Here is a 23,209-nt window from a genome sequence, read left to right on the forward strand (position 1 = left end):
GCCCTCACGCTTTGCCTTTCCACGACAATGTCACGGAGAAGTTGGCCTCCGTGGCGGTGCTGGCGATCACCACGTCCGCCTCGGCCGACAGCGTCACCCCGAACTCCACCGTGATCTCGTCCGGCGCCTGCGCCAGCTCGCCGAAACTGGTCACGAAGTTCTCGGCCACCGGGCGGATCGTGTCCAGCATCTCGCCGAACGACCGGCCCGCACGGGCGACCACCTGCCCGGCCCGGCCGACGCGGACCGGCGCGCCGCCGTCCTCGTCCTTGATCTCCACCTTGACGACGTGGCCTTGCTCGCCGACCGGCAGTTCCACCACACGCATCGGGCCCGCTCCCGTCTCCTCGACCTGTCCAGGACGTCATACGACCACGCCGCGGATCCGGCGCGCGCCCGTTTGCGCCTCTTCGCAGGTCGCCCGCACGACAGCGAGGAGCCCGGGACCGGTCACGGCCCCGGGCTCCTGGAGAGCTCGCGTCACTTCAGGCGGAAGGCCCGCTTCACGGTCTGGGTGAACGTGTTGCCCTTCGTGTCGCCCGCCGTGAGACGGAGGGAGACGAACCCGCCCGGCCGGTGCGGGTTGAGCAGGGCCGTCTGGTACCTGTCCTTGCCGACCGGCAGGACGATGAGCCGCTTCCAGGTGGCCCCGTCGTCGTAGGACACCTCGGCGGTGACCTTGGAGACGAGCCCGCCCGCCGTACGCTCAAGGCGCAGCGGCAGCGGCAGCAGGCCGGCCCGCGCGGCGTTGTCGCCGTCCAGCGCCGGCTCGGCGCGCAGCGCGTACAGCGGGATCGCGCCCTCGCCCTTGGAGGTGAACGCGAACTCGGTGCGCACCTCGGTGGACAGCTCGGTGCTCTTCGGGTTGGCCGTTCCCTCCAGCACGAGCTGGAAGTTCCCCTGACCGGCCGGGGTCGGGAACTTCAGCCCGGAGGGCTGCGGGAACCGGGTGAAGCTCCCCACCTCCTTGCCGTCGCGCAGCAGCGTGGTCCGGCCCGAGCCGTACGAGCTGGCCGGGCCGGTACGCCCCGGCCCGGCCGGGTTCCACAGCGGCAGGCTGTAGGCGGTGACCGTGTCCGCGGCGCGCTCGACCTTCGCGCCGCTGTTCAGCGCGGTCCCGACCACGGCGGTGTTCCAGGAGTCGGTGTCCCGCTTGCCCGCCTTGTACGTCCTGGGCTCGGCCTCCTCCAACGTCTGGTGCAGGTTCGCGCTGGCCGGGTTGCCCACGAACACGCGCTTCCACGGGATGCCCGGCGTGAAGTACCAGGTCGGCGTCGCGGGGATCGGCGTGGTGACCTGGGCCCACGTCCCGAACCGGCCGCCCGCGTCGTCGGTGACCGGGGCGGAGCCGCCGGCGCCGATGGAGTCCGCCCGCAGGCTGCTGTAGTCCTGCTTGACCGCCGCCAGGTCCCGGTCGCGGACCCGCAGCTCGTCGGGCACCTCGCCCTCGTGCCGGAGGTAGAGGTTGTACTGGTAGGGGCTGCCGGTGAAGCGGTCGTTCCGGAACGCGGCGAGCTGCGCGAAGATGTCGAACCGGAACCCGGGCGTGCTCGCCCGCACGCGCTTGACGTTGAAGCGCAGCGGGTCGGGTGAGAGGTTCCGGGGCAGCGAGAACCGGTCGATGCTGTACCGCGAGCCCCACGCCTTGCCGTCGGCCCGCTCCTGGATCAGGGTGAACTCCTCGCCGGCGGTCCGGGCGTCGGCGTGGTCGGTGGTGACGTCCAGATGCTTGGCGCCCTGGGCGTCGAAGACCACCTCACGGTCGGCCTTGACCTCCAGGCCGACGATCGGGACCACGCTCAGCTCGTCGTGCCCGTCGGGGAAGACGGTGGACAGGTGCGCGTAGGCGAGGTAGCGGCCCGCCGCGACGCGCACCGGGGTCTCGCTGTCGCCGTAGCTGATGCCGATGAACGTCGGGGTGCCGCCGTCCTCGGGGACCAGCGTGACCGGCATGTACCGCCACTCCGGGTCGGGCACCGTCCCGAGCTGGTCGATCAGCTTGATCCGCAGGTCGTAGCTCTCGGCCTCCTTGTCGAGGCTGACGAGCGTGGAGATCGTGGCGCCGGAGCCGGTGGCGGTGATCCGCCCGCCGTACCCGCCGGGCTTGCCGGCCTTCGGGCTCGCCGTCACGTCCACGGTCGCGCTGCCGCCCGCGGGCACCTTGACCTGGTCGGCCCCGAGCGTGAACAGCCCGCCGGGCAGGCCGTCGCCGGACACGGCCAGGTCGAGGGTGACGTCGTCCGTCCCGGCGTTGCGGTAGGTCAGCGTCTTCTTGATCGGCGTCTCCTCGTACGGCCAGCGCAGGTGGCCGAAGGAGAGCGTGCCCGCGTCGGCCGTGACGGCCTGCCGTACGGCGCGGGCCACGTCGAGGCGGCCGGAGCCGTTCTCGAAGAGGGCGCCGCCGGGCTTGGCGGTGCCGACCAGGGTGGCCTTGAGCTGCTGGGCCGTCCAGTCGGGGTGCTGCTGGGCGAGGATGGCGGCGGCTCCGGCGACGTGCGGGGCCGCCATCGAGGTGCCGGACATGCTGCGGTAGCCGGCGGACCCGGCCGCGGCGGCGTTGATGGCGACGCCCGGCGCGGTCAGGTCGGGCTTGAGCGCCCCGTCGCCGAGGCGCGGACCGCGGCTGGAGAAGGCGGCGAGCTGGTCCTCGTGGTCCACCGCGCCGACCGTCAGCGCCGCGTCGGCCGAGCCGGGGCTGCCGAGCGAGCGCTCCTTGGGCCCGTTGTTGCCGGCCGAGATGACGAACAGCAGCCCGCGCTCCTCGGTCAGCCGGTTGACGGCCTGCTCGACGGGGTCGAGGCCCTCGCTGTCGTCGTGGCCGAGGCTCATGTTGACGACCTTGGCGCCCTGCTGGGCGGCCCACTCCATGCCGGCGATGACGTCGGAGTCGTAGCCGCTGCCCCGGTCGTTGAGCACCTTGCCGACCAGCAGCCGCGCGCCGGGGGCCACGCCCTTGCGGGCGGGCGTCGCGGCCAGGCCCTGACCGGCGATGGTCGAGGCGACGTGGGTGCCGTGGCCGTGCCGGTCCACGGTGTCGGCGCTGTCGGAGAAGTTCTGCGCGGCGTCCACCCGGCCCGCGAGGTCGGGGTGCTTGTCGTCGATGCCGGTGTCGAGGACGGCCACCTTCACGCCCTCGCCGGTGAAGCCGGCCTGCCAGGCGTCCGGCGCGCCGACCTGAGGCACGCTGCGGTCGAGCGTGACCTGCGACTTGGCGTCCAGCCAGATCCGCTCCATGCCGGGGCTCTGGCTGAGCTGCGTCCAGGCGTCGCCCCTGGGCGGCTCGGCGACGACGGCGTTGATGGAGGCCAGCGTCCGGGTGGCCGAGGGGACGGCCGCGGCGCGCACGCCCTGGCGGTACTGGACGATCAGCGGCAGCGTGGCCGCCGACGCGTCGTCCAGGCCGTCCTCGATCAGCTTCGGCACCTCGAACAGCCGCCGGTCGATGACGCCCTTGGCGACCAGGCCGGCGACGTCCACGGGGATGATCGTCCAGTCGTCCGCGGTGCCTTCCTTGACGTACCGGATCTCCTTGCGGCCGGGGCCGGCGTGGAAGGCGACGGCTCCGTCCGGGCTGACGACGACCTTGTCCCCGGTGATCAGCGTGACGGCCTTGTCGGACGAGCCGCCCGCCTCGGGAGACGGTTCCGCGCTCGCGGGCTGGATCACGGCCGACGTGGCCGCGAGGGCCAGCGCCAGCATCGCCGTTAACTTCCTGCGCACCATGCGACTCCTTCTCTCATGCAAGAAGGAGTTGAACAGCGCGCTCCCCGTACGGACAAGCTTCCGGGCTGTCGCGCATGTGACATGACGCGGTCACGACAGCCCGGCGGTGCCGGTGAGCTGGCTCGATCCGGGTGCCCGCGGGCCGGGTGCGGATGCCGGGCGGCCACCGTCCGGTCGCCTCGACGCTGGCGTCATCCTCGCAGGAATCCGGGTCCGGCGCTCGGGCGCGGCCCGTCCCGGCGATCTTGCCACGCGGCAATGCCGCGCGGTAATTTCGTGGCTGCCAGGGCTCCGGGTGCCTCTCCCAGGATGGCAGGCTACGCCAGGATTAGGTTAGCTTTACCTAATTGCCGGCAATGTGTCCGAGGGGTTCTCTGGTGTTTCGTCCTGGTGTGCGCGCTGGGTGGTCAGGAGTCGGGGTCGCTGAGCAGATGCCGGAGGATCTCCTCGTCGCCGGGTTCGAGGCCGCTGACGAAGCGCCGCAGCACCGAGGCCCGATCGTCCTCCTCGGCCAGCAGGCGGTTCATGTGCGCGGCCACCAGGCCCGGCGCGTCGGCGATCGCGGTGTACCGGAACGCCTTGCCGTCGCGCCGCCGCGTCACCGCGCCCTTCTTGGCCAGCCGGTTCAGGGTGGTGATCACCGTGCTGTAGGTCAGGGCGGCCGGGGCGTCGAGCCGTTCGAGGACCTCGCCGGTGGTCAGCGGCCGGTCGGCGGCGGACAGGACGGTGATGATCGCCGCCTCGAGCCGGCCGGCCCGCCTCCTGGGCACCGCGGAGTCGGCCTCCGGCGGCTGACGGTCTGTCACCTGTCGCATTCTATTCGTCCGCGCGTGGCCGCCCACCGACGCGGCCCGGCCACGGGGGCGCGGTGATGTTCGATCACTTCGTCTGGTCGGTCCTGACGGTCCCACTGGTGGTGGTCGCCCTCGTCGCGCTGCTCGCGGACCGGCTGCCGCCGTCGCCCGCCGCCAGGGTCCTGGCCTGGTCGGCGGCCGGAGCCGCGCTGGCGAGCCTGCTCAACGTGGCGGCCTTCACGATCAAGGCGGTGGCGGAGGTCCCCCTCGTCGCCGGTCATCTCGGGTGGTCCCACCAGATCGTGATCGCCGACACCGGGCACGTGCGCTGGGTCCCGTGGCTCTGCGCGCTGTGGACGGTGGCCGCCGCCGTGGCCGCCGCCAAGGTGGTGACCCGCTACCGCCGCGGACTCGCGTGGGCGCGCCGGTTCACCCCGACCGCAGGGCCCGACGGGGTCGTCGAGGTGGCCAGCGACGAGATCGAGGCGTTCGCCGTGCCGGGCCGGCCGGGACACGTCGTCGTCACGACCGGGATGCGGCGGCTCCTCACCGAGGAGCAGTACGCGGCGCTGCTCGCCCACGAGCGGGCGCACCTGGACCACGACCACTTCCGGCTGATGCTGCTGAGCGAACTGGCCGGCGCGGTCCATCCCGCGCTGCGGTGGGTCTGCGGCCAGGTCGGCTACCTGGTCGAGCGGGCCGCCGACGAGCAGGCGGCGGCGACGGTCGGGGACCGCCGGATCCTCGCCCAGGCGATCGGCTCGGCGGCGCTGGCCGCCCGGGGACGACCGGGGCTCAGGCTCGGCCCCCTCGCGTCCTTCGCCCGGCCCAGACGTCCCGGCGTGATCCCGCGCCGGGTCGCCGCGCTCCTGCGTCAGGCTCGCCGCGCCCGGTCGTGGCCGGCCGCCGTCCCCGCGGTCATGGCGGTGAGCTCACTCGTCTGGACCGGCGAGGCCCTGTACGACCTGGTCGAGCTGCTCGTGCTCGCCACCGGCCGCTGAGACGGGGGCGGCGGACCTGGTCCGGGTGATCCGCCCGTCCTCCAGGAGGTGGGTCTCGTCGGTGTAGCCCTCGATGAGGTCGAGCTGATGGCTGACCAGCAGCAGGGCCATGCCGCGCGCCGCGCGGAGCCGGGCCAGCAGGTTCATGATCTCGATGCCGGTGGCGGGGTCGAGCGCCGAGGTGATCTCGTCGCAGAGCAGGTAGTCGGGATCGGCGGCGAGGGCGCGGGCGATCGAGACCCGCTGGCGCTGGCCGCCGGACAGTTGTGCCGGGTACCGGGAGGCGGTGTCCACGGGCAGGCCGACCTGCTGGAGGAGCGCGCCGACCCGGGCGTGGAGCTCGCTCCGGGGCGTGCCGCCGAACCGGGTGAGCGGACGCGCCAGGGTCGCGCCCACACTGCGGGACGGGTTGAGCGCGCCGAGCGGGTCCTGCGGGACGAACTGGATGCGGCGTTGCTGGGCCCTGCCCCGCCGCCGGGCGTGCGGCGCGAGCCGGTCGCCGTCGAGGGTGACGGCTCCCGCCGCCGCCGGATGCAGCCCCGCCAGCACCCTGAGCAGCAGCGACTTGCCGGTGCCCGAGCGTCCGGTGAGCCCGACGGCCGAGGCCGGGGGCACGGCCAGGTCGACGCCGGCGAGCGGCCGACGCCGCCGCGCTCCCGTGCCGAACGCGACCTCGACCTCACCCGCCGCCAGCCCGGCGGCGGATCCCAGCGCCGGACGCGGACGCGAGTCCGGATCCGGCCGCAGGTCCGGGTGCGGCCGCAGGTCCGGGTGCGGCCGCAGGTCCGGGTGCGGCCGCAGGTCCGGGTGCGGCCGCAGGTCCGGGTGTGGGTCCCGATGCGGATCCGGCCGCGGGGCCGAATGAGGTCGAGAGTCCGGATGTGGTCGTGGAGCCGGGTGGCGGTCGGGGGGCCGGTGGGTGGTGGTTGTGAGGGCGATGCGCTGGTCCGCGCAGATCTCGATCAGCGCCGGATCGTGGCAGGTCAGGACGATCGCGATGCCGCGTTCCGCGGCCAGGGCGCGCAGCAGGCGGCCGATCGAGTCGCGCAACGGGCCGTCCATCCCGGCGGTCGGCTCGTCGAGGAGCAGCAGCCGGGGCCGGCGGGCCAGCGCGCGGGCCAGGGCCACCCGGCGCTGCTGCCCTCCGGAGATCGCGCCCGGACGCCGCCCGGCCAGCCCGCCCGCGTCTGGCAGCCGGCAGAGGTCGAGCAGCTCCGTCACGGACTCCCCCTCGGCGGGGGCCGTCGTCTCGGCGACGAGACGACGGACGGTCATCCGCGGGTTCAGCGTCGCCCCCGGGTCCTGGCCGACGTAGCCGACGTGGTGGCGGCGCAGCTCCCGCAGGTCGCGGTCCGGCAGGTCGAGGACGTCGTGACCGAGCACGTCGATGCGGCCCGCGATCAGGGCGGCCGGGGGCAGGTGTCCCAGGGCGGCGCGCAGCAGGGTGGTCTTCCCCGAACCCGAGGCCCCGGTGAGCGCGACGACCTGCCCGGTGCGGGCCGTGAGGCTGGTGGACGGCAGGAGCACCGTCCCGTCCGGCAGCGTGACCCGTAGGTCGGTGCAGCTCAGCGCCGGGGAGTCCGTCATGGGGCGGCCTTTCGTGCAGAGCCCGGCCGGGCGGGGACGGCCGGTCGCCGGGAGAGCGCTTCCGAGGCGAGGTTGACGCTGATCGCCAGGACGGCGATGGCCAGGCTGGGGGCGAGCACGGCCCAGGGATTGAGCAGGATGCCGCCGGAGTTCTCCCGGATCATCAACGCCCAGTCGGCGGCGGGCGGCTGCGGGCCGATCTGGAGGAAGCCCGCCATGGAGATGATGTAGACGGCCTCGACGAACCGCAGCCCGAACAGCGCGATGAGGGTGGAGCGCAGGTTCGGCACCAGCTCGCGGGCCGCCACGTACGACAGGCGCTCGCCCGAGGCGAGGGCGGTCTCGATGTAGCCGGTCGCGGTCAGGGGCGCGGCGGCTCCGGCCACGACCCTGATGGCGTACGGCAGGCCGAGCGCCACGGTCGCGGCGGCCACGGCGAGCCGGCCGCCGCCGGGCCAGGTCATGCCGATCAGCATGACGCCGAGGACCGGGGGGAGCAGGATCGCGATGTCCGCGCCGCGCTCGACCAGCCGGCGGGCCGCCGGACTCAGCGCCGCCAGGCAGCCGAGCCAGATCGCGCCGACGGTGATGATCACGGCCACCGCCAGCGCGCTGACGATCAACGCGGTCCCGCCGGACAGCAGGCGGCTCAGGACGTCACGGCCGAGCTGGTCGCCGCCGAGCGGCGCGCCGGCCTCGGGCGGGGCGTACGCCATGGTGACGGGCGCGTCGATCGCGTGCGGGGCGAGGAACGGGCCGGCCACCGCGGCGATGACCAGCAGCAGGGCGGGGACGGCCCGCCGCAGCCCCCGGACGCCGAAGACGTTCACCGGCGGCCTCCCACGACGGCGTCGCGGATCAGGTCGGAGGCCAGCAGGACGAGGGTGATGACCGCCCCCGCGCACGCCGCGACCCCGGCGACCAGCGGGGTGTCCCGGTCGGAGACGGCTCCGGCCAGCAGCGTGCCGATGCCGGGGTGGTTGAAGAGCGTCTCCACGACCACCGCGCCCCCGAACAGCATCCCGGCGCTGGTGGCGATGCCGGCGGCGATGGCCGGGACCGCGCCGGGCAGCGCGTGGCGTAACACGACCACGCGGGCCGGCAGCCCGTCGAGGACGGCGGCCTCCACGTGCGGCAGCGCGGCCTGGTCGGCGAGCGCGCCGCGCACGATGCGGGTGTTCCAGCCGGTCTGCGGGATGGCCAGGGCCAGCACCGGCATGATCAGCATCGTCCAGGACCTCGGGGACCCGCTCCCGTCGGTGACGGTGACGGCGGGCAGCAGGCCCGTCCACAGGGCGAGCGGCAGCACCAGCGCGACCGCCACGATGTACTCGGGCAGGGCGAAGGCCGAGGTGGCCAGGTGTCCGACGACCCGGTCCGCCGGCCCGCCCGGCCGGGTGGCCGCCCAGCAGCCCAGGGCGAGGGAGGCCAGGACGGTCAGCGCCAGCGCGCTGAGGGCGAGGACGAGCGTGTTGGGGAACGGGTCGGCCAGCGCCTCGGCGACCGGCCGCCCGTGGGCCGAGACGCCCAGGTCCCCGGTGGGCAGGGCGGTCATCCAGGCGGCGAAGCGCGTCCACAGGGGCTGGTCCAGGCCCAGCAGGTGACGTCGGGCGGCCAGGTCGGCCGCGCTCTCGCCGCGTTCGGCGGTGGCGGTGGCCGCGTCCCCCGGCAGCAGTTCGACCGCGGCGAAGACCAGGGCCAGCAGCGCCACCAGCAGGCTCACCCGGACGAGCACCAGCCGGACGACGCCGCGCAGCACCGCCACGGCGGACGCGGCAGACGCGGTGGGCACCCGCGCGGGCGGCCCGCCGCCCTCCAGCTCACCGCCCTCCAGCTCACCGCCCTCCGGCTCGCCTCGCCGCATCAGCTCAGCCACACGTTCTCGAGCTGGACCCGTCCGTACCCCGGCAGTTCGGGCAGTCCGTGGACGTTGCCGCCGGCCAGGTCGATGCCGTCGGCCATGCCCCACAGCAGGTAGCCCGAGCGTTCGTGCTCGATCCGCTGCACCTCCAGCAGGGCGGCGTGGCGGGCGGCGGGGTCGGCGGTCTCCAGGAGCTCGCGGTAGGCGGCGTCGAACTCCTTGTCGGACCAGCCGGCCTCGTTCTGGCCGGCCTCGCTGACCATCGTCTTGGACGCGAAGAAGACCACCGAGTCGTTGGTGCCCCAGTAGGTGGTGTACAGGTCGCCCTTGAGCCAGGTCTGCTCGTAGAAGGTGCCGGACTCCTGCTTGACCACCTGGATCCGCACTCCGGCCTCCTTGGCCTGGGCGGCGAACAGGGTGGCCGACTCCGCCAGGCCGGCGATGTCCTCGGTGGTCACGAGGTCGTAGCTCTTCGACAGGTCGAAGCGGGCCTCGGCCAGCAGGGTCCTGGCCCGGTCGAGGTCGCGGGCGCGCTGCGGGAGGCTCCTGGCGTAGTCGGGGTCGCCGGTGCCGAGGATGTCGTTGGCGACGGTGCCGTAGCCGGACAGGACCTGCTTGACCATGGCGTCGCGGTCCACGATCAGCCGCATGGCCTCGCGGACCCGGGGGTCGGCGAAGGGGCCGTCGGCGGTGCGCATGACGATGGGCATGGACAGGTCGTTCGCCCGCCGGATGACGCGCAGGTCCTGGCGGGCCGCGGCGGTTCGGGCGGCGACGGCCCCGGCGTTCGAGGCGACGTCGATCTGCCCGGCGAGGACGGCGTTGGCCATCGCCGCGGCCGTCTCGAACATGGTCACCTCGACGGCGTCGAGCCGGACGGTCCCGCCGTGCCAGCGCTCGTTGCGGACCAGGCGGGCGTTGCCGCCGCGGTACCAGTCGAGCGTGAAGGGGCCGGTGCCGGGCGCGGTCTCCAGGGCGTCGTCGGCGGTGTCCTTCTTGAGGACGAACGTCGTCAGGCGGGTGAGCAGCGGCAGTTCCGCGTTCGGGTAGTCGGAGGTGAGCACGACCGTGGAGGGGCCGTCCGCGGTGATGTTCTTCGCCTGGATGCCCGGCAGCCGGGCCTCCCCCGAGGGGGTGCCGCGCAGGCGGCGCAGCGACCACACCACGTCGTCGGCGGTGACGGGTGTGCCGTCGTGGAAGACGGCGTCCTTGACGATGGAGAAGCGCCACGTCCTGAGGTCCTTCGAGGGCTCCCAGGACTCCGCGAGCCGGCCGGCGGTGTTCCGCTCCTTGCCGGGCACGGTCAGCGTGTCGTAGATCAGGGCCAGGATCAGGTAGTCGCTCTCGTTGCCCTGGGTGCCGTGCGGGTCGCGGGTGATCGCGCTGGCGCGGCCGAGCGCGCCGATCCGCAGCGTGCCGCCCTGCTTCGGCTGCCCGCCGGAGGCGGACGGAGCCGCGCCGGACGTGGTCGTGCCACCGCCGCCGGAGCATGCCGCGACGAGGGCGGCGGCGGCCAGCGCGCCGCCGGCTCCCAGAAGTTGACGCCTGTTCAGGTTCACGTGTCCTCGATCTGCCCGGTTACCTAGAAGCAAGGTAAGCCTATGCTAAGTTTTATTACGTGTAAAAGTACGGCCGGGTGATCGGCCCGGGCACGGCCGTGCTCTCGGATCGGCGCTCCCCCGCAGTTCCCCCGCAACGGAACGGAAACCTCCAGATGACTGAGGCGTTGCCCTTCGCGCGCTCCCTCGGCCCCTCCGGCGCCCGGCGGCTCCACGCGGCAGCCCGGCAGATCCACGCCGAATGCGGCACCGCGTCGCCGTCCCCCGGCCTGTTCACCCGGATCGGCCAGGCCGTGCAGACCCTCGGCGACGACGTCCTCGGCCAGTGCCGGCCCGTGGACACCGCCGACGGCCTGTACGTCCTGACCGGGCTGAACCTCGACGGCGAGCCGATCGGCCCCACGCCCTCCCGGTGGGCCACGGCAGGCGACGGCGGGGTGCGGGACATCGTCCTGCTGCTGCTGTCGGCCGCCATGGGCCACCCGATCGCCTGGCCCGGCCAGCAGGACGGCCGCTTCGTGCACAACATCGTGCCCGCGCGCGGGCACGAGAGCGAGCAGACCGGCGCGAGCAGCACCGTCCTGCTCGCCCCGCACACCGAGGACGCCTTCCACCCCGGCCGCGCCAACCTGCTGCTGCTCGGCTGCGTACGCAACCGCGACCGCATCGCGACGACGGCGGCGAGCATCCGCAGAACCCGCCTCGACGACGCCGACATCGAGACCCTGAGCAGGGCGGAGGTGCCGGTCCTGCCTGACGACTCCTACACCGAGGCGCGGGCCTACACCCGGCAGCCGCCGCCGGCCGTCCCCACCCTGTTCCACGCCGACGACGGGCTGACCCTGCGCTTCGACCCGGCGTACACGCCTCTGGAGCGGGCCTCCCCCGCCTACCGGGACGCCTACCGCCGCCTCACCGCCGAACTCACCCGGGTCACCGTCCCGGTCACGCTGTCCCCCGGCGAGGTCCTCGTCATCGACAACGACCAGGCCGTGCACGGCCGGGTGCCCTTCCGGCCCCGCTACGACGGCACCGACCGCTGGCTCAAACGAGCCTCCGTACGCGTCCCCGGCCGTCGCAGCCGCCCGCCGGCCGAGGCCGCCGAGCACGGGTACGGCCAGGCCGTCCTGGAGGTGGGCCGGTCATGACCGCCGACCTGCGCATCCTGTCTGCCGGCGACCTGGCCGGGCTGGAGATCTCGCTGTCCGACGTGCTCGCCACCGTGGCGGACGCCTACCGGAGCCTGCACGCGGGGCGCTCCGACAACCCGCGCAAGCTGACCGTCAAGCCACCGGACGGCCACTCGGTGTCGTACGCGATGCTGGGCCGGGACGGCTCGCGCGACGTCGTGGCCGTCAAGACCTCCTACAAGCACGGCCTGGACAAAGGCCGCGACGAGCAGCACTACTACACCACGCTCACCCTCTACGACGACGTCACCGGCCGGCCCGTGGCCATGATGGACTGCGCGCGCATCGGGTCCCTGCGCACACCCGCCGTCTCGGCGCTGATCGCCCGCGAGTGCGCCGCCCCCGGCGCCCGCACCGCGCTGGTCATCGGCACCGGCGTCCAGGGGCGGCTGGCCCTGCCCTTCCTGCTGACCGTCCTGCCGGACCTGGACCGGCTGCTGGTCCACGGCACCCACCCGGACGGCCTCGCCGCCGTGCGGGACGTGCTGCGCGAGCACTTCCCCGGCCGCGACCCGGAGATCGTCACCGACCTGCGGCAGGCCGCCGGCTCGGCCGACATCCTCGTCGCGACCGCCGGCGGGCACACCCGGGCGGCCGTCGAGGCGGGCTGGCTCGCCCCCGGCGCGCTGTCGATCCTCGTCGGGCACGGCCTGGCACCGTCCACGCTGCACGAGGCCGACCGGATCATCGCCACCAGCGCGGCCCAGATGAAGGTCACCGGCACCGACCTGGCCGGCGCGGACGGCGAGCTGCCTCCCGTGGACGCCGAGTTCCCCGCCGTGCTCGCCGGTGTCGCCGCCGGCCGCCGCTCGGTGGGCGAGCGCGTCTTCGCCTACAACAGCGGCCTGGTCGTGACCGACATCGCCCTCGGCCACCGCTTCGCGCAGCTCGCCCTGGCCCAGGGCCTGGGCGTCGAGGTGCCGCTGTGGCGGTGAGCACGGCACGCGCGGCCGGGTACCCGAGCCTGCCCGCGCTGCCCGACCCCGGCACCGACGCGGTCCTGGCCAGCGGGCTGCTCCAGGAGCTCGCCTACGCGTTCGGCGGCCCGTTCCACTTCCTGCTGCCCGGCGCCTTCGACGCCAACCTGCGCGACCTGCGGGCGGCTCTGGCGGAGGTGGACGGGTTCGTGTACTTCGCGAAGAAGGCCAACAAGGCCGCCGTCTGGGTCGAACGCTGCGCCGCCGGCGGGGCCGGGATCGACGTCTCCTCCGTCGGCGAACTGCGCGAGGCCCTCGGCCACGGCGTGCGCGGCGAGGACGTCGTCGTCACCGGCCCGGCCAAGCACCCGGACCTGCTGCGGCTGGCCGTCCGGCACGACGCGCTGATCGCCGTGGACTCCCCCGGCGAGCTGGACGCGCTCGTCACGACGGCCGAGCACCGGCGGGCGCGGCTCCTGCTGCGGCACACGCCGCCGTCCCAGCCCGGCAGCCGGCTGGGGATGGACGAGGCCGAGCTGCGGACCGCCCTGCGGCGCTGCTCCGAGGTGGGCGAGCGGGTGAGCGTGGAGGGGTTCAGCTTCCACCTGTCCGGCTACGCCCTCCAGCCGCGCACCGACCTGGCCGCCGTACTGGCCGGCTGGTGCCTCGAAGCCCGCGCCCTGGGGCTGACGGCCGACCGGATCAGCATCGGCGGCGGTCTCCCGGTGAGCTACACCGACGCCGCCCACTGGCGGGCGTTCCTCGCCGAGCAGCACAGCGGGCACTACCACGCGGGCAGGTCGTTCGCCCCCGGCGACTTCTACCCCTACCACTCGCCCCTCGCGGGCGCCCGCGCGCTGCGCGCCCTGCTGGCCGCCCGCCCGGCCGGGCACACCGTGAGCCTTGCCGACCTGCTGAAACGCTCCGGCGTGCGGCTCCTGGTGGAGCCCGGCCGCGCGCTGCTGGACCGGGCGGGCGCCACCGTGTTCCGCGTCCAGGAGGTCAAGGAGCGGGCGGGCTACCGGATCCTGACCGTGGACGGCACCAGCCTGAGCCTGTCCGAGCAGTGGTTCAACAGCGAGTACCTGCCCGACCCGCGGCTGCTCCCGCAGGACGCCTCCGCGCCCGTGGGCGGGTACCCGGCCGCCGTCGCGGCGGCCACCTGCCTGGAGTCCGACCTGCTCACCTGGCGCAAGATCCCCTTCCCCGTCCTGCCCAGGGCCGGGGACCTGCTCGTCTACCCCAACACCGCGGGCTACCAGATGGACTCCAACGAGTCGGCGTTCCACGACCTGCCCCTGCCGCCGAAGGTCGTCATCGACCATCTCGGACGCCCGCGCCCGCGCTGGCGCCTGGACCGCCACTTCCTCTGACCTTTAAGGAGCCTCCGATGCCCGCAGCGTCGCAGCGTCCCGCCGTGGTCCGCCGCGTCTCCGACCTCATCGGCCACACGCCGTTACTGGAGCTGGCCCGCACCCCGGCCGGGTGCCGGCTGCTGCTGAAGCTGGAGCTGTTCAACCCCATGGGCACCGCGAAGATCCGCATGGCCCGCCAGATGATCGACGACGCCGAAGCACGCGGCGAGCTGCGGCCCGGCGGGCGCATCGTCGAGTCCACCTCCGGCAACACCGGCCTGGGGCTCGCCGTGATCGCGGCCGAACGCGGCTACGCCTTCACCGCCGTCGTGGACCATCACGCCGGTGCGGACAAACTCCGCGCGATGCGGGCGCTGGGCGCCGAACTCGTGTACGTCACCGACGACGGCACCGGGGAACTGGCCACCGCCGCCCGCGAGGAACTCGCCGCCGCCCTGGCCCGTGGCCGGGACAACACCGTCTTCACCGAGCAGCACAACAACCCCGGCAACGGCGTCGGCTACCTGCCGGTCGCCCACGAGCTGCACCAGGCCCTCGACGGCCGGATCGACGTCCTGATCGGGGCGGTCGGGACCGGCGGATCCCTCTGCGGCACCGCCCGCGAGCTGCGCACGCTCGTGCCCGGCGTCGCCGTCGTCGGCGTCGAGCCGAAGGGTTCGATCGCCTTCGGCGGGCCCGCCCACGACTACCACCAGTCCGGCACCGGGACGCCCGAGGGGGCCGAGATCGGGGCGCTGGTCGACTTCGCCCTCATCGACGAGGGCGTCAAGGTGGGCGACGTCGAGGCGTTCGCCACCTGCCGCGCCGTCGCCCGTACCGGCCTGCTCATCGGCGGCTCGGCGGGAGGCGTCGTCCACGAGGCGCTGACCCGGCTGCCCTCCCTGCCGCCGGGCAGCACGGTGGTCGCCCTCCTCAACGACGGCGGGGAGAAGTACCTGGACACCGTCTACGACGACGACTGGATGCGCGCCCGCGACCTGCTCGACCCGTACGCCGAGCGGGAGATCGGCGACCTGCTCGGCAAGCTGCGCGGGGACCGGTGACGCCCGTGCCGGCCACCCTGCTGCGCGACGGCCGCGACCTGGCGACCCTCGCCGTCCCGCTGATCCTCACCCAGCTCGCCCAGGTGGCCCTGACCACCACCGACACCGTGATGATGGGCCTGCTGGGCACCGCCGAACTGGCGGCGGGCGGGCTGGCCGTCGTCATCTTCAACCAGGTCCGCACCATGGGCGTCGGCCTGCTCACGTCCGTCGGCAACCAGATCGCGACCGCCGCGGCCCGCGCGGAACAGGCCGCGCCGGGACCCGCCGCGGACGAGGAGCGGGCCGAGATCCGCGGGCTCGTACGGGCGAGCATGGCCGTGGCCACCGTCGCCGGCCTCGCCGGAGCCGCGATCATGATCCTCATCGGCCAGGCGCTGACCTGGCTCGGCCAGGACGCCGCCATCGCCGCACGGACCCAGCACCTGCTGCTGGCGCTGGCACCCGGCCTGCTGCCCTGCCTGTGGTTCCAGGCGGTGCGCCAGTTCACCGTCGGCATGCGACGACCCCAGGCGCTGCTACGGATCACGATCGGCTCCGTCGCGGTCAACGCCGGACTGAACTGGGTCTTCATCCACGGCACCTGGGGGCTGCCCCGGCTCGGCCTGGTCGGCATCGGCGTCGCCACCTCCGCCGTCTACCTGCTGTCCTTCCTCGCGCTGTGGCTGTCGGCCAGGAGGGACCGGCCGTCGGCGTCCATGCTCGCCCTGAACCCGGCCAGGGCGCGGCTCGCCACCGTGAAACGGGTGGCCCGCCTGGGCGTGCCGATCGCGGCGACCTACGGCTCCGAGGCCGGGTTCTTCTCCGTCACCGCGCTGATGGCCGGCTCCTTCGGTCCGGCCGCGCTGGCCGCGCACACCGCCGTGAACCAGCTCGTCTACATCGTCTTCCAGATCGCCGTCGGCCTGTCCCACGCCGCCTCCGTCAACGTCAGCCGCGAACTCGCGCTGGGAAATCTCGACGCCGCCCGGCGGATCAGGAACACCGCCCTGGCCTGCGCCGCGGCGGTGATGGCCGTGGTCGGCGCGGCCTACCTCGCCTTCCCCGGGCCGGTGCTGGCCCCGTTCCTGCGCCCGGACGCCGGCCCGGCCGTCGCCGTCGCCACGCAGTTGCTCGCGATCGCGGCCGTCCTGCAGTTCTTCGACTGTGCGCAGAACATCGGCGTCGGCCTGCTGCGCGGCCTCGACGACACCGCCGGCGGCTTCCGGCTCACCCTGATCGGCTACTGGGCGGTCGGGCTGCCCGTCTCCTGGCTGCTGGCGTACGCGCTGGGGCTCGGCACCCCGGGCATCTGGCTCGGCCTGCTCGCCGGGCTCGCCGCCACCGCCGTCCTGCTGCTGCGCCGTTACTCCGCGGCGCTCGCCGCCCGCGCCGCGTAGAGCGGATCCGGCGGCGGGCGGGTCAGATCAGCAGCAGAGTCTTGCCCACGGCGGTGCGCGACTCGATCGCCGCGTGCGCGTCCGCGGCCCGCTCCAGCGGGAAGGTCTGCCCGACGAGCGGCCGGACGCGGCCCGCCACCGTCTCGGCCATCACCTGCTCGGCCCACCGCCGCAGGTTCGGCCCGAAGCCGAAGAGCTGCTCGATCCCGAGCACCTCGACCCCGCGCCGCCGCGCCGCGTCCGGGTCGATCTCCGTGGCCTCACCGCTGGCGGCTCCGTGGACGGAGAAGCGGCCCCCTTCGGCCGTCACCTCGAACGCGGCCGGGCCGATCGCGCCGCCGACCCCGTCGAAGACGACATCGGGGCCCCGACCGCCGGTGGCCTCGCGGACCCGCTCCGTCCAACCGGGCTCGGAGTAGTCGACCACGGCCGCCGCGCCCAGCTCGCGGACCACGTCCAGCTTCCTGGCGCCGCGCGCGGCGCCGACGACCTTCGCCCCGGCGGCGATCGCCAACTGCACCAGCAGGCTCCCGACGCCGCCGCCCGCCGCCTCGACCAGCACCCAGTCCCCCGGACGGATGCGGGCCCCCTCGACCAGGCCCGCCGCGGTGCTGCCGTCGGGGTGCAGCGCGACGGCGTCGGTGAGGTCCAGCTCGTCCGGCACCGGGATCAGGTTCTCCACCAGCGCCACCGCGCGCTCGGCGAAGCCGCCGGTCTCCCCCGTGCCCGCCAGCACGCGCCGGCCGGACCAGCTCGCGGCCACGCCCTGCCCGAGCGCGCGCACGCGGCCCGCCACCACGCCGCCCGGCACGTACGGCAGTTCGGGACGGGCGTGCCAGCGGTCGGTGCCGCGCCGGATCTGCGTCTCGACGAACGTGATGCCCGCGACCTCGACCTCGACCACCACCTCGCCGGGCCCGGCGACCGGGTCCGGGGCCTCACCCGGAACCAGCACCTCGGGCCCGCCGAAACGTGTCACGTGTACCACTCTCACGTCCGCCACTCTCCTGTTCGCGATCCGATCGGGACAGCGAACAGTCTTCAGCCTCAACCTTGGTTCAGGTCAAGCGAGGGCCCGGAGGGTGGCCGGGAGGCCGTCGGCGGTGAGGCGTTCCAGGCAGCCGGTGACCAGCTCGCGGAAGACCCGGTGCTCCCTGAGGTCGGCCCCGAAGATCTCCTCGACGGCCAGCAGGCGATCGACGGTCGCCGCCGCGGAGGCCGTGGCGTCGCCGCGCAGCCGTCCGGCCAGCGGGTCGTCCAGCTCGCGCGACGTGCTGACGTGCCGCATCCAGCCGGCCACGGCCAGAGCGATCCAACGGGGCTCGTGCCCTGCGGCCAGCCGGTCGCGGGCGGGGTCGAGCAGGCGCTGCGGCAGCTTCTGCGAGCCGTCCGCGGCGATCTGCGCGACGCGGTGCCGCAGGCCGGGGTTGGCGAAGCGGGCCGGCAGCGACTTCTTGTACCCGGCGAGGTCGAAGCCGTCCAGGCCGTCCAGGGTGGGCGTGAGGTCGTCGTCCATCAGCCGGCGGAGGTAGGCGGCGAACGCGGGGTCGCCCACCGCCTCGGACACGTACGTCGCGCCCGACAGGTAGGCGATGGCCGAGTGGCTGCCGTTGAGCAGGCGCAGCTTCATCAGCTCGTACGGCCGCACGTCGTCGACCAGCAGCGCGCCCGCCAGCTCCCAGGCCGGCCGGTCACCGGCGAAGGAGTCCTCGATCACCCACTGCGTGAACGGCTCGGTGACGACCGCGCCGAGGTCGCGCACGCCGAGCCGGGCGGCCACGTCGTCGAGGTCGGCCGGGGTGGTCGCGGGGACGATCCGGTCGACCATGGTCGAGGGGAAGGCGACGTTCTGCTCGACCCACGCGAGCAGCGGCGGCTCGCACAGCTCGGCCACGAGCCGGGCCAGGGTCGCGCCGTTGCCGGGCAGGTTGTCGCAGGACACGACGGTGAGCGGGCCCGCGTCGGCGGCGGCGCGGGCGCGCAGCCCGGCGACCAGCCGCCCGATCGCGGTGGACGGCCCGCCCTCGCGCCGATACGCCTTCTCCGTGACGGTCAGCGTGACGACCGCGGTCCGCGGCGCGGCCAGCCGGGCGGCCAGGTCGTCACCGGGGACGAGCACCTCGCGCACCGACCCGACCACGCGGACGTCGTCACCCGCGCGCAACCCGTAGAGGCAGTCCTGCGGGCGGAGCAGGTCGGCCACGGCGGTGCTGCGCTGGCTGGCCCCGCAGATGCCCCAGCGGTCGTCGCCGGTCGCGGCCATCGCCCGCTCGGTGTAGACGGCCTGGTGGGCGCGGTGGAACGCGCCGATGCCCAGGTGCACGACGCCGGTCTCGCGCGGCTCCGCGAGCGGGCGCGCCTCGGCGGCCACCCTGGACAGGGTGGCCCGGCTGAGCCTCACCAATGGTGCATGCTCCCGTCCATCAGCCGGTTGACCGGCAGGTACGCCGGCTCGTACGGGTAGCGGGCGGCCAGCTTCTCGTCGATGTCGACCCCGAGGCCCGGCTCCTCGCTCGGGTGCAGGTAGCCGTCGGCGAAGTGGTAGCCGTGCGGGAACACCTCGTCGGTGGCCTCGGTGTGCCGCATGTACTCCTGGATGCCGAAGTTGGGGACGGCGATGTCCAGGTGCAACGCGGCCGACATGCAGACCGGAGACAGGTCGGTGGCCCCGTGCGAGCCGGTGCGGACGTGGTGCAGCGCGGCCAGGTCGAAGATGCGCCGCAGGTGGGTGATCCCGCCCGCGTGCACCACCGTGGCCCGGATGTAGTCGATGAGCTGCTCGCGGATGAGCTGCTCGCAGTCCCAGATCGAGTTGAACACCTCGCCGACCGCGATCGGGGCCGTGGTGTGCTGCCTGATCAGCCGGAAGCCGTCCTGGAGCTCGGCGGGCACCGGGTCCTCCAGCCAGAACGGCGCGTACTCCTCCAGCCGGGAGCCGAGCCGGCCCGCCTCGATCGGGGTGAGCCGGTGGTGGATGTCGTGCAGGACGTGCAGGTCGTGGCCGAAACGGTCGCGGACGGCGGCGAACAGCTCGGGCACGACCCGCAGGTAGCGCTCGGTCGACCAGGTGGCCTCGCTGGGCCGGCTCGCGTCGGCGGGCTCGTAGAACATCTTGTCCTTGCCGACCCCGTAGGTGGCGGCCAGGCCGGGGACGCCGCACTGCACGCGGACCGCCCGGTAGCCGAGGTCGACGTACTTCGCGACCTCGTCGAGCACCTCGGGGACGGTCTCGCCGTTGGCGTGGCCGTACACCGTGACGCCGTCGCGCGAGCGTCCGCCGAGCAACTGGTAGACGGGCAGCCCGGCGACCTTGCCCTTGATGTCCCACAGCGCGGTGTCGACGGCCGCGATCGCGGTCATGGTGACCGGGCCGCGCCGCCAGTACGCGCCCCGGTAGAGGTACTGCCAGGTGTCCTCGATGCGCGCGGGGTCGCGGCCGATGAGCAGCGGGCAGAGGTGGTCGCGCAGGTAGGACGCCACGGCGAGTTCCCTGCCGTTCAGCGTCGCGTCGCCGACGCCGGTGACCCCGTCGGAGGTGGTGATCTTCAGCGTGACGAAGTTCCGCCCCGGGCTCGTGACGATGACCTTGGCGTCGGTGATGATCACTGGTAGGCCTCCAGGTCGGCGAAGAGGGTGCAGTCCGGGTGGGTGCGCAGGATCGAGGCCGGGCAGCTCTCGCCGATCGGCCCGTCGAGGGCGGCGGCCAGCGCGGCCCGCTTGTTCGGTCCCGGCACGGTGGCGACGAGCGTGCGCCCGGCCATCAACGCGGGCACGGTCAGCGTGATCGCCCGCTCGGGGACCTCCGCCAGGGTGCCGAAACAGCCGTCGCTGACCTGCTGGCGCCGGCAGGCGTCGTCGAGCTCGACCGTCTTGACCGCGAGGGGATCGGCGAAGTCGGCCACCGGGGGGTCGTTGAACGCCAGGTGGCCGTTGTCGCCGATGCCCAGGCAGACGAGGTCGATCGGGGCGCTGCCGAGCAGTTCGGCGTAGCGGGCGCTCTCCGCCTCCGGGTCGTCGCCCGGGTCGATCACGTGGACGGCCCCCGGCCGCACGGCGTCCCAGAGCTCGTCGCGCAGGAACCGGCCGAAGCGCTGGGGCGCGCCGGCGGGCAGGCCGATGTACTCGTCCATGTGGAAGACGGCGACCCGGGACCAGTCGATCCCCTCGGCCGCGCGCAGGCCGGCCAGCGTCTCCCGCTGCGAGGGCGCGGCGGCGAAGACGACCCTGGCCTCGTCGCGGGTGGCCAGCGCCGTGCGCAACGCCGCCGCCGCGGCGCGTGCCGCGGCGGCGCCGGACCCCGCCCTGTCGCTGAAGATCCGGACGTCGAGGCGTCCGGCGGCCCGTTCGATCACGGGCTCCGGGTTCGTGATGGTCACGGCTGGTCTCCCTGAGCGCGGAGCTCGACGATCTGCATGAGGTTGCGGGCGATGTGGTACGGGTCCTTGACCGGCAGGGCGACGACCTCGTCGAAGGGCGCCCCGGAGCGGTCCCTGATCTGGATCCACTCCTCGCCGTCCGCCCCGCCGGGGAACGTGCGCAGCGTGTAGTCCCAGATCCGGTCGAACCAGCCGGCCGCCTCCCGGTCGCCATGGCGCTCGGCCGCCAGCAGGGTGGCGTAGGCCGCCTCCGAGTGGACCCACCACAGCTTGGTCGACCAGGTGCGCCGGACCAGGTCCTCGTACGGGCCGCCGTACGACGGGCCGGTGACGTCGACGTAGCGGAACAGGCCGCCGTGCTCGTCGTCCCAGCCGGCCCGGCACAGCGCGGAGACGCCGGCCACCAGGTCGCCGTGGTCGGCGCTCTCGCCGAGCAGGTCACCCGCCTCCATGGCGATCCAGGTGCCCTCCAGCGCGTGGCCGGGCGTGCGGTGCCGGGCCAGGACGGTGTCCCGCCGGCCGGGATCGGGCACGAACGTCTCGGTGAACAGGCCGCTGTCCTCCCGGTGCGCGAGCATGGCCCGGCGGGCCTCGCGCAGCTCGTCCACGGGCGCGGACCCGGGCCGGGTGGAGGCCGCCTGGTGCGCGCGGACCTGGTCGAGCCGGGCGTTCAGCACGATCATGCGGGCGCCGAAGCCCGAGCAGCCGGGCGGCAGCGGGTACGGCGGGGTCGGCGGGTCGCCGGCCGCCACGTCGTCCGCGATCCGCTGGACGATCAGGTCGATCGTGGGCAGATGCTCGGGGGAGCCGGTCTGCCGGGTGAGCTCGGCCAGCCCCATGGCGACGAAGGCGTCGGCGAAAATGCTGCGCTCGCCGGGCAGCGGTTCGCCCCGCTCGTCCACGACGTACGCGCACCGGCCGTCGGGCCCGACGGCGTGGTCGAGGAGGAAAGCCGCGCCGCGTTCGGCGTGCCGGACGAGCGTGCCCGGATCGAGCCGGGGGTCGCGCCCGTGGTCGAGCAGGCCGCGCTCGGCCAGCCGGGCGGCGCGGGCGAGCAGCCAGACGAACCGCCCCTGGGACCAGGTGAACTTGTCGGTGGACAACCTGCGCCGGCCGCGGTTGTCGAAGCACGTGTAGAACCCGCCGTGCACGGTGTCGATGCCGTTCTCGAGCCAGAACGGGAGGATGACGTCTTCGAGTTGCCTGCGGGCGATCCGCTCGGGCCGCTCGGGCTGCTCGGAACCCATACCGTCCTTTTCATAGAGGTTTCGTAATCGGACAATGAAAGCGATTGCATGATTCTGGCTTCGCTAGAGTACTTCGGTCAAGCCAGGTCCGGGCCAACGCTGAGGAGCGCGGTGTGAGCAAGCCGACGATCTACTCCATCGCCCAGCGGTGCGGTGTCTCCGCCGCGACCGTGTCGCGGGTGTTCAACCGGCCCGAGCTGGTCAGCGCCCCGGTCAGGGAACAGGTCATGGCGGCGGCCCACGAGCTCGGCTACCAGCCCAGCTCGGCCGCGCGCGGCCTGGTCACGGGCCGGGCCGAGATGATCGGGCTGATCGTCCCCGACATCACCAACCCGTTCTTCCCGCTGCTCGTCCGGGCGATCCAGCGCTCGGCGGAGCGGATGGGCAGCTCGGTCATGCTGGTCGACGCCGAGGAGAGCGCGGCGGCGGAGGTGCGCCAGGTCGCCCAGCTCCGCAGCAGGGTGGACGGCGTGATCGTGGCCTCGCCGCGCTCGTCGTCGGCGGCGCTGCGCGAGGCCGCGCGGGGGCTGCCCTGCGTGCTGCTCAACCGTCCGCTGCGCGACCTGTCCTCGGTGGTCTGCGACAACACCAGCGCGCTCTTCGACGCGGGCGACCACCTCCACAAGCACGGGCACCGCTCGTTCGCGCTGCTCACGGGGCCGAGCGCGTCGTGGGCCGCGGCCCGGCGGGCGCAGGCGGTCCGCCGCTGGGCGCGGGGCCGGGGGGTGGAGCTGGCGGAGCTCGGGCCGTTCCGCGCCACCTTCAAGGGCGGGCGGCAGGCCGGCGCGGCGCTGCTCGGCACCGCCGCCACCGCCGCGTTCGCCTTCGACGACCTCACCGCCTGCGGCGTGCTCGCCGAACTGGCCGGACGCGGCGTCTCCGTGCCCGGCGACCGCAGTGTCGTCGGCTGCGACGACGTGCTGCTCGCCCGGACCGTGACGCCGAACCTGACCACGGTGACCGCGCCGATGGAGGACCTCGGGACCACCGCCGTCCAGGTGCTGACCAGGCAGATCGAGGCGCCCGGCGGCGCGCCCGAGCACGTCAGGCTGCCCGGCTCGTTCGTCGCGCGGGACTCCACGGGACCGCGGCCGACCCCTTGACCGGGAATTCGGGCATGGACTTAAATGCCTGCAATCGCTTTCATCGGTCACAG

General features: G+C 74.0%; 19 protein-coding genes. 7 read left to right on the forward strand and 12 right to left on the reverse strand.

The annotated features are described in order from the left end of the window. Nucleotides 1–4: 4 nt before the first annotated feature. From FAF44_RS01280 to FAF44_RS01290, 3 genes are all read right to left on the reverse strand, one after another. The gene (locus FAF44_RS01280; RefSeq protein ID WP_237101086.1) at nucleotides 5–328 is read right to left on the reverse strand and encodes a CU044_2847 family protein; all 324 of its coding nucleotides are present in this window, start codon (nucleotides 326–328) and stop codon (nucleotides 5–7) included. A gap of 152 nt (nucleotides 329–480) precedes the next feature. Then, nucleotides 481–3,723: a S8 family serine peptidase gene (locus FAF44_RS01285; protein WP_237101087.1), complete on the reverse strand. Its 3,243-nt coding sequence runs from the start codon at nucleotides 3,721–3,723 to the stop codon at nucleotides 481–483. Nucleotides 3,724–4,130: 407 nt separating this feature from the next. Continuing rightward, nucleotides 4,131–4,529 (reverse strand): BlaI/MecI/CopY family transcriptional regulator, encoded by a 399-nt coding sequence (locus FAF44_RS01290; protein ID WP_237101088.1) that lies wholly within the window; start codon nucleotides 4,527–4,529, stop codon nucleotides 4,131–4,133. Between the two features lie 65 nt (nucleotides 4,530–4,594). Between FAF44_RS01290 and FAF44_RS01295 the strand changes: the two genes are divergently transcribed. After that, nucleotides 4,595–5,518 carry a M56 family metallopeptidase gene (locus FAF44_RS01295; protein ID WP_237101089.1) on the forward strand — a complete coding sequence of 308 codons (924 nt, stop codon included), beginning with the start codon at nucleotides 4,595–4,597 and terminating at the stop codon, nucleotides 5,516–5,518. On the opposite strand, the gene FAF44_RS01300 is transcribed toward FAF44_RS01295, so the two are convergent. The 4 genes from FAF44_RS01300 to FAF44_RS01315 are packed head-to-tail and all read right to left on the reverse strand — an operon-like array spanning nucleotide 5,450 to nucleotide 10,525. Further along, complete coding sequence (locus tag FAF44_RS01300; RefSeq protein WP_237101090.1) at nucleotides 5,450–7,105, reverse strand: ABC transporter ATP-binding protein; 1,656 nt, start codon at nucleotides 7,103–7,105, stop codon at nucleotides 5,450–5,452. The two genes, FAF44_RS01295 and FAF44_RS01300, sit on opposite strands and share 69 nt — an antisense overlap. After that, on the reverse strand, nucleotides 7,102–7,935 hold the full coding sequence (locus FAF44_RS01305; protein WP_237101091.1) for an ABC transporter permease: 834 nt from the start codon (nucleotides 7,933–7,935) through the stop codon (nucleotides 7,102–7,104). The genes FAF44_RS01300 and FAF44_RS01305 overlap by 4 nt, the downstream gene beginning before the upstream one ends. After that, nucleotides 7,932–8,981 carry an ABC transporter permease gene (locus FAF44_RS01310; protein ID WP_237101092.1) on the reverse strand — a complete coding sequence of 350 codons (1,050 nt, stop codon included), beginning with the start codon at nucleotides 8,979–8,981 and terminating at the stop codon, nucleotides 7,932–7,934. The genes FAF44_RS01305 and FAF44_RS01310 overlap by 4 nt, the downstream gene beginning before the upstream one ends. After that, nucleotides 8,969–10,525 (reverse strand): ABC transporter substrate-binding protein, encoded by a 1,557-nt coding sequence (locus FAF44_RS01315; protein WP_237101093.1) that lies wholly within the window; start codon nucleotides 10,523–10,525, stop codon nucleotides 8,969–8,971. The genes FAF44_RS01310 and FAF44_RS01315 overlap by 13 nt, the downstream gene beginning before the upstream one ends. A 155-nt stretch (nucleotides 10,526–10,680) precedes the next feature. On the opposite strand from FAF44_RS01315, the gene FAF44_RS01320 reads away from it, so the two are divergent. Genes FAF44_RS01320 through FAF44_RS01340 form a run of 5 tightly spaced genes read left to right on the forward strand, consistent with a single transcriptional unit; the run spans nucleotide 10,681 to nucleotide 16,430 of the window. Further along, nucleotides 10,681–11,673 (forward strand): TauD/TfdA family dioxygenase, encoded by a 993-nt coding sequence (locus tag FAF44_RS01320; protein WP_237101094.1) that lies wholly within the window; start codon nucleotides 10,681–10,683, stop codon nucleotides 11,671–11,673. Further along, the gene (locus FAF44_RS01325; protein WP_237101095.1) at nucleotides 11,670–12,650 is read left to right on the forward strand and encodes an ornithine cyclodeaminase family protein; all 981 of its coding nucleotides are present in this window, start codon (nucleotides 11,670–11,672) and stop codon (nucleotides 12,648–12,650) included. Before FAF44_RS01320 ends, FAF44_RS01325 begins: the two co-directional genes overlap by 4 nt. Further along, nucleotides 12,647–14,005: an alanine racemase gene (locus FAF44_RS01330; RefSeq protein WP_237101096.1), complete on the forward strand. Its 1,359-nt coding sequence runs from the start codon at nucleotides 12,647–12,649 to the stop codon at nucleotides 14,003–14,005. The genes FAF44_RS01325 and FAF44_RS01330 overlap by 4 nt, the downstream gene beginning before the upstream one ends. 17 nt (nucleotides 14,006–14,022) lie before the next feature. Beyond that, nucleotides 14,023–15,051, forward strand: a complete 1,029-nt coding sequence (locus tag FAF44_RS01335) for a cysteine synthase family protein (protein WP_237101097.1) — start codon at nucleotides 14,023–14,025, stop codon at nucleotides 15,049–15,051. Continuing rightward, the gene (locus FAF44_RS01340) at nucleotides 15,048–16,430 is read left to right on the forward strand and encodes an MATE family efflux transporter (RefSeq protein WP_237101098.1); all 1,383 of its coding nucleotides are present in this window, start codon (nucleotides 15,048–15,050) and stop codon (nucleotides 16,428–16,430) included. Before FAF44_RS01335 ends, FAF44_RS01340 begins: the two co-directional genes overlap by 4 nt. Before the next feature lie 22 nt (nucleotides 16,431–16,452). Here FAF44_RS01340 and FAF44_RS01345 read toward each other — a convergent pair whose 3' ends face one another. The 5 genes from FAF44_RS01345 to FAF44_RS01365 form a co-directional block, all read right to left on the reverse strand. Then, the gene (locus FAF44_RS01345) at nucleotides 16,453–17,424 is read right to left on the reverse strand and encodes a zinc-binding dehydrogenase (protein ID WP_237101099.1); all 972 of its coding nucleotides are present in this window, start codon (nucleotides 17,422–17,424) and stop codon (nucleotides 16,453–16,455) included. 69 nt (nucleotides 17,425–17,493) lie between these two features. Then, on the reverse strand, nucleotides 17,494–18,831 hold the full coding sequence (locus tag FAF44_RS01350) for a mannitol dehydrogenase family protein (protein ID WP_237101100.1): 1,338 nt from the start codon (nucleotides 18,829–18,831) through the stop codon (nucleotides 17,494–17,496). Further along, nucleotides 18,828–20,036, reverse strand: coding sequence for a D-mannonate dehydratase ManD (manD, locus tag FAF44_RS01355; RefSeq protein WP_237101101.1), 1,209 nt, complete (start codon nucleotides 20,034–20,036; stop codon nucleotides 18,828–18,830). Before manD ends, FAF44_RS01350 begins: the two co-directional genes overlap by 4 nt. Next, the gene (locus FAF44_RS01360) at nucleotides 20,033–20,806 is read right to left on the reverse strand and encodes a glucosamine-6-phosphate deaminase (RefSeq protein WP_237101102.1); all 774 of its coding nucleotides are present in this window, start codon (nucleotides 20,804–20,806) and stop codon (nucleotides 20,033–20,035) included. Before FAF44_RS01360 ends, manD begins: the two co-directional genes overlap by 4 nt. Continuing rightward, nucleotides 20,803–22,053: an AGE family epimerase/isomerase gene (locus tag FAF44_RS01365; RefSeq protein WP_237101103.1), complete on the reverse strand. Its 1,251-nt coding sequence runs from the start codon at nucleotides 22,051–22,053 to the stop codon at nucleotides 20,803–20,805. Before FAF44_RS01365 ends, FAF44_RS01360 begins: the two co-directional genes overlap by 4 nt. Before the next feature lie 113 nt (nucleotides 22,054–22,166). Here FAF44_RS01365 and FAF44_RS01370 point away from each other — a divergent pair, with 113 nt between their 5' ends. Further along, on the forward strand, nucleotides 22,167–23,156 hold the full coding sequence (locus tag FAF44_RS01370; protein WP_237101104.1) for a LacI family DNA-binding transcriptional regulator: 990 nt from the start codon (nucleotides 22,167–22,169) through the stop codon (nucleotides 23,154–23,156). Nucleotides 23,157–23,209: the final 53 nt, after the last annotated feature.

It is taken from the genome of Nonomuraea sp. MG754425, assembly GCF_021699195.1.
Classification (GTDB): domain Bacteria; phylum Actinomycetota; class Actinomycetes; order Streptosporangiales; family Streptosporangiaceae; genus Nonomuraea.